This window comes from Patescibacteria group bacterium (assembly GCA_038065255.1).
GTDB lineage: Bacteria > Patescibacteriota > Patescibacteriia > JACQRZ01 > JACQRZ01 > JBBTRI01.
In genome coordinates, this window is the sequence record JBBTRI010000020.1 from 17,114 (window position 1) to 24,520 (window position 7,407).

Genomic DNA, 7,407 nt, shown 5'->3' on the forward strand with positions numbered 1-7,407 from the left:
GTCGTCGATGAGTCAAACAGTGCCAATAATACGACTGTTACGGAAAAACCCCCCGTTCCCTTGCCCGACCTCATCATTACCGATGTCAAACTGAAAAAAGGAGAGCTTACGTATACGATAAAAAACATTGGTGTCGGAAGTGCGCCGTCATCAAAGACATTCTTTTCGTGGGGCACTGCAAGCGAGATAATTCCTCCGATGGTATCCCTCAATGATGACCCCCTTGATGGCGGCGCTAGCCACACCCAAAAGATCACTACCGTAGGCATTGGCTCGAAAAAAGCATTCTCAGATTTCCTTAACAGTAAGTATGCCGATTCTCAACATACCCATTTCTGGATACAGGCCAATGGCAATTCGGTCGTCGATGAGTCAAACAGTGCCAATAATACGACTGTTACGGAAAAACCCCCCGCCATTCTAGATTATTATAAAAAAAGAGCCAGGTAGGTTGGCTCTAGAGGACTGAAATGACTCTGACCGTATCATCAAGCTTGATACTGCTATTTGTTGTTGGTGTGAAATTACGGCCGAAGAGCAGCTCACTTCCTTCTTTCCGATAGGTTGCGAGCGTTCGCATCGGTTCACTATTTCTGTCAAACACGCCTGTTGAGGGATCTACCGTGATCATGACACACCGAGGAGAACGAGATGCTCCACTTAAGATAACCTCATTGCCGATACACACTTCTTTCCACATATCTTCGTCATGTGGCATTATCGGGCCCGTTACAACAATATTAGGGCGGAATCGTGCCATAGTAACCGGTGCAGCAAGCTTTGTATTGAGGAGATTGAGCGATTGCTCGCTTACGACAAGAAATGGATATCCATCAGCGTAGCTTACAGGAATGGCAGCTTGAAGGTATGACGACTGCTTGATACGCGGTGTTGTCGGAGAATAGCGATTCAAAAAGCACATGGTTTTGAGAAATGAACTAAACCACGCATTTATAGAAGGCTCCATGGCGAGTCCTGCACAGGTATCTCTATGCATGGTAATGTGCGTTTCTTGCGCTTCGGGGCTGCCATGGGATATGTCAAATGAAATATCGTCCATGCCAGGAGCCGAAAGCAACAAATTCGACCCTTCAATATGCGTATGTACAAGGGCAAGGCGAGGTTCGGTGCGCTGAGTAATAAATTTTCCGTGTTCATCTGTAAGCACGAATCTGCGATCATGCTCAAATCCAAATGGTGTGACTTCCGCGCGTTGAACAGCTATGCCCTTGCATGACTTAATTGGATAAATAAAGAGTCCGGTAACAAATATCCGATGACCTTCAGTCTTTATAGGTACGAGCATACCGCGAGTATGCCAGAATGCCTTGAAATGTCAATGTTTTTTTCGGTGAAAAAGTGCCGGAAGAAATGAAAGAATAATAATCACTCCTATGATTGGCAGAAGGTATTTATCAACATCTGGTACGGCTCTTCCAAGTGCAAAGCCAAGTATGGTAAGAAGAGCGGCCCATAGTATGCCTCCAATAATGGAATGAAGAAAAAAGCGCGATCCATCCATCGATCCAACGCCAGCTAGAATAGGAGCAAAGGTGCGTATGATTGGTATGAAGCGTGCTAGAATAATTGTCTTTCCCCCATGGTGCGCAAAGAAACGCTTGGTGCGCTCGATATGCTCTCGATGAAATAAAAAAGAATCAGGTTTTGAAAATAATCTTGGTCCGATATGTTTTCCAAGGTAATAGCCGACAAGATTTCCAACTACGCTTGCACAAAACAGCGCTGGAACAAGGACATAGATATTAAAGATGCCCTGAGATGCGAGGATGCCAGCTGTGAAGAGTAGGCTGTCACCCGGCAAGAAGAACCCGATAAGCAATCCCGTTTCAGCAAAAATAATAGCAACAACTCCGATTAATCCGATTGTTTGGACAAGCTGAATAAGTGATGATCCGGAAAAGAGCTCCATAGTTATGCATTTCTCAACTGAAGCCGTGAATAGGAGGGAAGCCGTTTGCGCGCGATGTATTTTCGTATTTCTTCTATCACAACAACAAACAATGAGAGACTGGCAATCATTGCCCAATCTTGCCCATCGAGCGGTACGGTATGGAGGATAGTATTCAAGAGGGGGTGGTAGACTGCCAGTAGCTGCAATGACACAACCATAGCGAGCGCTCCCAGTAATGCCTTATTGGAGAAGAATTGTTTAATAATTGAACGGTCTTCTGATCTGCAGTTCCATGCATTGAGCCATTGTGAAAAAGCAAGTGTTGTCATGCAGAGTGTCAGGGCTTTTTCCATGTTGTCTCGATAGGTCATCTCAAACAGGAAGAGTGCTGAAAGCGCCATGGGGAGACTCATGAGTATAATGCGCTGTATCATAAGTCCGTCCACGAGAGATGTGCGCTTTGTCGTCCCGTTTCGCGTGAGCAGATTATGTTCCTTTGGCTCCATACTCAACGAAACATCCAAAAAACTATCTGTTACTAAATTGAGCCAGATGATTTGCGCCGCTAAAAGGGGTAGGGGAAGGCCAATAATGAGTGCTAATGAGATGGTAATCACTTCACTGAGGTTTGTGGAAAAAAGATAGAGAATCACCTTTTTGAGCGTTTTAAAAATATTTCTTCCTTCTTCAACAGCTGCTATGATGCTGGAAAAATTATCATCAAGAAGGATGATGTCGGACGCTTCTTTCGCCACTTCCGTTCCGTTCTTTCCCATAGCAATACCCAAGTCTGCAGCAACAAGGGCTGGAGCGTCGTTGACGCCATCACCTGTCATTGCAATAATTTCTCCGCGACTGCGATATCCTTGCACAAGGCGGAGTTTGTGTTCCGGCGTAACTCTCGCACAAACGGTAACGCGCGCAAGAAGTGATTGAAGCTCTTCGGATGATAACCTTTCAATATCTGGTCCGGTCAGGACTTCATCACCGTCATGGTAGATACCGGCGCTTTGTGCGATGGCACGCGCAGTATTGATATGGTCTCCAGTCAGCATAACAATGCGAATACCCGCATTTTTTGCTTTCTCTATGGCTGCCGGCACTTCGTCGCGCAAGGTATCCTGTATAGCACAGAGCCCTACAAATGTGAGGCGTTCGACATGGGATGGATGGAGAAGAAGCAAATCTTGAAGATTCGGATGGGTTGAATAAGCACATGCAATAACTCGAAGGCCTTTTCGGGAAAATCGCTGGATCGCATCTTCTATTTCTTCTCGGATATCTTCATTGAGTGCGTGATGAGCGCCATTTTTTGCCACTGCTATTGAATGAGCGATAATCACTTCGGGCGCTCCAGTCACAATGAGGCGTTTCTCACCGTCTTCCTGTGTGAGAATGGCGTGGTATTTTTCTTTGTAATTGAATGGCAATTCCATAATGATCGGATAGCGCTCTCTAATAGAATCGCCTGTGAGACCTACTTTATGCGCAAGGACGGTAAGTGCCGCTTCTGTCGGCTCGCCGGATATTTTCCATGTCTGGTCCTTTTCTTCCAATGCAATTGTTGCTTCAGACGTTGCCGCAGAATAGGCAATAAGTTTTTCCAATACTTCTTGTTCGCCAAATGCCACAGCCTCACCTTGAAATGAGATCGTTCCTTCCGGCGTATATCCACTACCAGAAACATCATATTCGCCATCAAGTGTGAACAGTTTGCGTACGATAAGCTCGTTTTTTGTAAGCGTTCCTGTTTTGTCCACAGCGATTACTTCTGCTTGGCCAAGCGCTTCAACGGCCTGTAATTTTTTTACCAGAGCGTTGCGTTTTGCCATATGCCATACACCATTTGCCAATATAAGTGTGAGGACAATCGGTAGACCCTCAGGGATAACCGAAACAGAGAGCGAAACAACCGCTTCAAACATCTGAATAACATCCCTTCCCTTCATGATACCGAGTATGAAAATCCCTCCACAGATAACCGCTGCCGCAATGATAACCGCGCGCGATAGCAGCCCCATTTCATTTTTGAGCGGCATCTCCGTAGAAATATGGGATATCTCAACACCGATTTTTCCTATTTCGGTTCGTGTTCCGGTTGCAACCACGATTGCTTTGGCGCTTCCAGCGACCACAGCAGTTCCTTTGAATACCATAGAATGCTGATCTGCTATGGGAACATTTGTTTGTTTGATAGCTTCATGTGTTTTATCAATTGAACCCGACTCGCCTGTCACTGACGATTCATCAACGCGCAATCCATTGCATTCAATAAGCCGCGCATCCGCTCCAATGCGCTCTCCTTCATGAATGAGAATGATATCCCCCACAACAAGCTCCGTGTCTGGAATGATGCTGCGCTCACCGTGCCGCATGACTGTCACCGTTGTTGTGATAAAATCCCGCAGCTTTCTCAGTGTTTGCTGTGCTCGTCCATCATGGATTGTTCCCAGAACTGCATTAAAAGAAAGCACAAACAAAATAATGCTTCCGTCGATGGGATCGTTGAGTGCAAACATAGTAAGGCTTGCCGCGCCCAAAAGGTAGATAAGGGGGCTTTGGAACTGGCGGATGAAAATCAAAAAAAATGAATCTGTTTTTTCAACAGGCATCTGATTGGGCCCGTCTGCTTTAAGACGATTATGTGCTTCTTCATGCGAAAGTCCGCGTTCAAGGCTTGATGATAGCTGTTTTTCAATTGTTTGTGGTGAGAGGGAGTACCAGTGATACATATAATTAAAAAATGCCGAAAGACGTGTAATTGAGCTTTCGGATAGTATATAGTACTATAGTATCAAATATTCATGAAAAAGAAAATCAGACTATGAATAGCGAAACAGTACTTATCGGCATTGCCATAGGACTGACAATCGGAGTGTTTGTATGGATTGTTCTTCGAAAGCAGCAGTCTAGCAGCTTACAAGGCACAGGGCATGAATTTGCAAAAATCGCCCAAGAGGCGCTGCGGTCAACTCAGGAACAATTTCTCACTCTTGCTTCGGAAAAACTCAAACATGATGCTGCTCTTGCAAAAGGCGACCTTGAACACAAAAAGGATACAATCGAACAAATGATTCAAGAAATGCGGAAAGACTTGCTTGCAAGTAAAGAGCTTCTGAAGCAGAGTGATGACGCGCGGATTGCAAGTTTTTCTGCAGTAGCAAAAGAGCTGGAAATGCATAAAGGAGCCGTAACTGATCTCAAAAGTACGACCGATGACCTTAAGCGCATACTTTCAAATAATCAGCTTAGGGGCGCATTTGGCGAGCAAGTTGCTGAAAATTTACTGAAGATGGCAGGGTTTGTGACGGGCGTAGACTATGTATTCAATAAAGCACAGGACTTGCAAGATTCGCGGCCGGATTTCACCGTGATGCTGCCGGATGGCACTAAGATCAATATTGATGCAAAATTTCCGTATAGTGCGCTTGTAAAGATGTCAGAAGTTGAAGATCGCACAGAAAAGGAACAATATCGCAAACAGTTTGCAAGCGATGTGAAGCAAAAAGTGAAACAGGTAACGGGTAGGGGATATATCAATCCCGAGGAACGGACAGTCGATTTTGTTATTCTGTTTATCCCCAACGAAATGATTTTCAGTTTTATTTACGATCAACTGAATGATGTGTGGGAAGAAGCAATGCGCCAAAAAGTGATTCTTGCGGGGCCGTTTAGTTTTACGGCTATCTTACGGATGGTCAAACAAGCGCATTCGAATTTCCGTTATCAAGAAAACCTCCACCAAGTGATTGGACTCATTCAAAAGTTTGAAGCTGAGTATGAAAAATATAGCACAGCTGTTGATACACTAGGTGATCGGATACAGTCGGCTGCAAAACAATTTGAAGTCGTGTCGGCAACCCGTACTCGCGCATTGACGCGTGTGATAGATCAGATTAAGAGTCAAAAAGCATTGTCTGCAGCAGATGACGATGTGACAACAGACACAGATTGACAGACATTCTCAAAATAGTATACTTTAAAGTATACTCATAAGATACCTTTATGAATGATCAGATTATTGGCATCAAGCAACTGCAGACTCATTTAAAGCACCTCACGCAGCAAGTGCAGGAGGGAAGCTCCTTTGTTGTTGTGAAGAATTCTAAGCCGGTGTTCAGGATTGAACCGATAGAAGGAGCAAAAACAAAGCGATACACCCTTACCGACTTAAAAAAATTACAGTTCCGCAGCGGTACGAAGAATTTGAGCAAGAGTATTGATAAAATCATTTACGGCGTATGACAATCCTTGATTCAAGCGTTTGGATTGCCTGGCTTGATAAGGATGACAGTCAGCATGGAAGAGCAGAGAAGGTGTTTGAGCAGGTGAGTGATATCGTGGTGCCGGAATATGTTATCCTTGAGGTCTGTACGGTTCTTTCTCGGAAGAAGGGACATGCATTTGCTGAGCAATTTCTTTCACTTGCGGTCGAAAATAGCGATATCACCATTCTTCTTTCAAGCGAAGATCTTTTTTACAAAACGGTTGATAGTTTTAAAAAAGTCTTCCGTCGCCGTCTCTCTTTTGCTGATAGCATGTTGGCGGTTCTTTCGCGATCATATACTATTCTGACATTCGATAACACTCTTCAGAAGGCCATTCAAGAAGGGTATGTATAAGTAAGAAAAACATAATTGTATGCAAGAAAAACATATTGATCAAATGGTCACCATTACTCGTCAGGGGCAGGTGACAATTCCTCAGTCGCTCAGAAAAAAATTTCGTATCAAAGGATCCACAAAAGCCCGCATAACAAGTGAACAGGGGAAGATTATCATTACTCCGAAAGTAGCATTTGCTTCTCTTGGAGGATCTCTCAAATCAAGCGTCAAGCTTTCAGATAGGCAATTACGACAAGCTCGAACGCATTTTGCCAAAGAATTTGGACGGAAGATATGAAACGAGCTATTCTTGATACCAACGTGATTGTCCGTTTCCTCGTGAAAGACCATATAAAGCATTACGAACAAGCAGCGCTGTGGTTCAAAGAGGCTGAAGAGGGGATGCGTGATGTTGTTATTACCCCGCTAGTTATTGTGGAAACTAGCTTTGTATTAGAGTCGTTTTATAAGCTTAAGCGTTCAGATATTGCAAATGCTCTCGAGGTGTTTATTGGACAACGATGGTTTAATGTTATTAAGAGGGATATACTCCTCTATGCATGGAACTATTATCGAAAGGGCCTTCACTTTGTTGATAGTTATTTGAAATCATGGAGTGAGTTGAATGGAATTGATATTTTAACGTTTGATAAAGAGTTAAGCAAAGTATAAACGTGGAGGGTTCGCATAGTGGTCGAGTGCACCGTCTTGGAAAGGCGGCATACCGAAAGGTATCGAGGGTTCGAATCCCTCACCCTCCGAATTAGAGTACAGAGTGCATTTTTGTCTGAAATTGTATCGGCGCGTTGCGCCGATGAAATGAATTCTGCCGTAAGATTCCAAGGGTTTTTAATCTCAAGCCCCAATCTCATCCCCGCGATGCGGGGGTTC

At 44.3% G+C, this 7,407-nt stretch carries 9 protein-coding genes and 1 tRNA gene; 7 read left to right on the forward strand and 3 right to left on the reverse strand.

Annotated features, from left to right (window positions below; translation table 11 throughout):
- Positions 1-450, forward strand: a 450-nt coding sequence (locus tag AAB400_04800; protein MEK7649197.1) for a hypothetical protein, incomplete at its 5' end; no start/stop codon positions are given.
- Between the two features lie 7 nt (positions 451-457).
- Here the strand turns inward: AAB400_04800 and AAB400_04805 are convergent.
- From AAB400_04805 to AAB400_04815, 3 genes are read right to left on the reverse strand one after another with little or no spacing between them, the layout of a single operon-like run.
- Positions 458-1,306: an MOSC N-terminal beta barrel domain-containing protein gene (locus AAB400_04805; GenBank protein ID MEK7649198.1), complete on the reverse strand. Its 849-nt coding sequence runs from the start codon at positions 1,304-1,306 to the stop codon at positions 458-460.
- Between the two features lie 30 nt (positions 1,307-1,336).
- Positions 1,337-1,930 carry a VTT domain-containing protein gene (locus AAB400_04810; GenBank protein ID MEK7649199.1) on the reverse strand — a complete coding sequence of 198 codons (594 nt, stop codon included), beginning with the start codon at positions 1,928-1,930 and terminating at the stop codon, positions 1,337-1,339.
- A 2-nt stretch (positions 1,931-1,932) separates the two neighbouring features.
- Positions 1,933-4,644 (reverse strand): HAD-IC family P-type ATPase, encoded by a 2,712-nt coding sequence (locus tag AAB400_04815; protein MEK7649200.1) that lies wholly within the window; start codon positions 4,642-4,644, stop codon positions 1,933-1,935.
- 92 nt (positions 4,645-4,736) lie between these two features.
- On the opposite strand from AAB400_04815, the gene AAB400_04820 reads away from it, so the two are divergent.
- From AAB400_04820 to AAB400_04845, 6 genes are all read left to right on the forward strand, one after another.
- The gene (locus tag AAB400_04820) at positions 4,737-5,867 is read left to right on the forward strand and encodes a DNA recombination protein RmuC (protein MEK7649201.1); all 1,131 of its coding nucleotides are present in this window, start codon (positions 4,737-4,739) and stop codon (positions 5,865-5,867) included.
- Between the two features lie 50 nt (positions 5,868-5,917).
- Complete coding sequence (locus AAB400_04825) at positions 5,918-6,157, forward strand: hypothetical protein (GenBank protein MEK7649202.1); 240 nt, start codon at positions 5,918-5,920, stop codon at positions 6,155-6,157.
- Positions 6,154-6,534: a PIN domain-containing protein gene (locus tag AAB400_04830; protein MEK7649203.1), complete on the forward strand. Its 381-nt coding sequence runs from the start codon at positions 6,154-6,156 to the stop codon at positions 6,532-6,534. The genes AAB400_04825 and AAB400_04830 overlap by 4 nt, the downstream gene beginning before the upstream one ends.
- Positions 6,535-6,553: 19 nt before the next feature.
- Complete coding sequence (locus AAB400_04835) at positions 6,554-6,814, forward strand: AbrB/MazE/SpoVT family DNA-binding domain-containing protein (GenBank protein ID MEK7649204.1); 261 nt, start codon at positions 6,554-6,556, stop codon at positions 6,812-6,814.
- On the forward strand, positions 6,811-7,188 hold the full coding sequence (locus tag AAB400_04840) for a PIN domain-containing protein (protein ID MEK7649205.1): 378 nt from the start codon (positions 6,811-6,813) through the stop codon (positions 7,186-7,188). Before AAB400_04835 ends, AAB400_04840 begins: the two co-directional genes overlap by 4 nt.
- A gap of 4 nt (positions 7,189-7,192) precedes the next feature.
- Positions 7,193-7,277, forward strand: a tRNA-Ser gene (locus tag AAB400_04845).
- The last annotated feature ends 130 nt before the right edge of the window (positions 7,278-7,407 follow it).

Excerpts from the sequence above, each read along its gene's own strand:
- AAB400_04805 (MEK7649198.1), bottom strand. The coding sequence starts at position 1,306 with ATGCTCGTACCTATAAAGACTGAAGGTCATCGGATATTTGTTACCGGA.
- AAB400_04810 (MEK7649199.1), bottom strand. The coding sequence starts at position 1,930 with ATGGAGCTCTTTTCCGGATCATCACTTATTCAGCTTGTCCAAACAATC.
- AAB400_04815 (MEK7649200.1), bottom strand. The coding sequence starts at position 4,644 with ATGTATCACTGGTACTCCCTCTCACCACAAACAATTGAAAAACAGCTA.
- AAB400_04820 (MEK7649201.1), top strand. The coding sequence starts at position 4,737 with ATGAATAGCGAAACAGTACTTATCGGCATTGCCATAGGACTGACAATC.
- AAB400_04825 (MEK7649202.1), top strand. The coding sequence starts at position 5,918 with ATGAATGATCAGATTATTGGCATCAAGCAACTGCAGACTCATTTAAAG.
- AAB400_04830 (MEK7649203.1), top strand. The coding sequence starts at position 6,154 with ATGACAATCCTTGATTCAAGCGTTTGGATTGCCTGGCTTGATAAGGAT.
- AAB400_04835 (MEK7649204.1), top strand. The coding sequence starts at position 6,554 with ATGCAAGAAAAACATATTGATCAAATGGTCACCATTACTCGTCAGGGG.
- AAB400_04840 (MEK7649205.1), top strand. The coding sequence starts at position 6,811 with ATGAAACGAGCTATTCTTGATACCAACGTGATTGTCCGTTTCCTCGTG.